Here is a 220-nt window from a genome sequence, read left to right as displayed (position 1 = left end):
CAGGAGTTTTATGGCCGCCCGTTTGCGGTTTCGCCGTCGGTGCTGATCCCGCGCCCCGAGACCGAATTGCTCGTCGAGGCCATACTCCAGCACGGCGATCGTTTGTGGCCGAACGGCGCTCCGCAGGCGCTCGATATCGGCACGGGCAGCGGCGCGATCGCCGTGACACTGGCGGCTGAGCGCCCGCGCTGGCGCGTAGCAGCGGGGGATATTTCCGCTG

1 pseudogene is annotated in these 220 nt (G+C 68.2%); it reads left to right on the top strand.

Annotated features, from left to right (window positions below):
* Nucleotides 1-220: pseudogene (locus tag WG8_RS29130) on the top strand (protein-(glutamine-N5) methyltransferase, release factor-specific); the annotation flags it as partial.

This window comes from Paenibacillus sp. Aloe-11 (assembly GCF_000245715.1).
Taxonomy (GTDB): Bacteria; Bacillota; Bacilli; order Paenibacillales; family Paenibacillaceae; genus Paenibacillus; species Paenibacillus kribbensis.
Note: the sequence above shows the minus strand (reverse complement) of the source record. Positions and strands in the feature narration are given on the sequence as shown.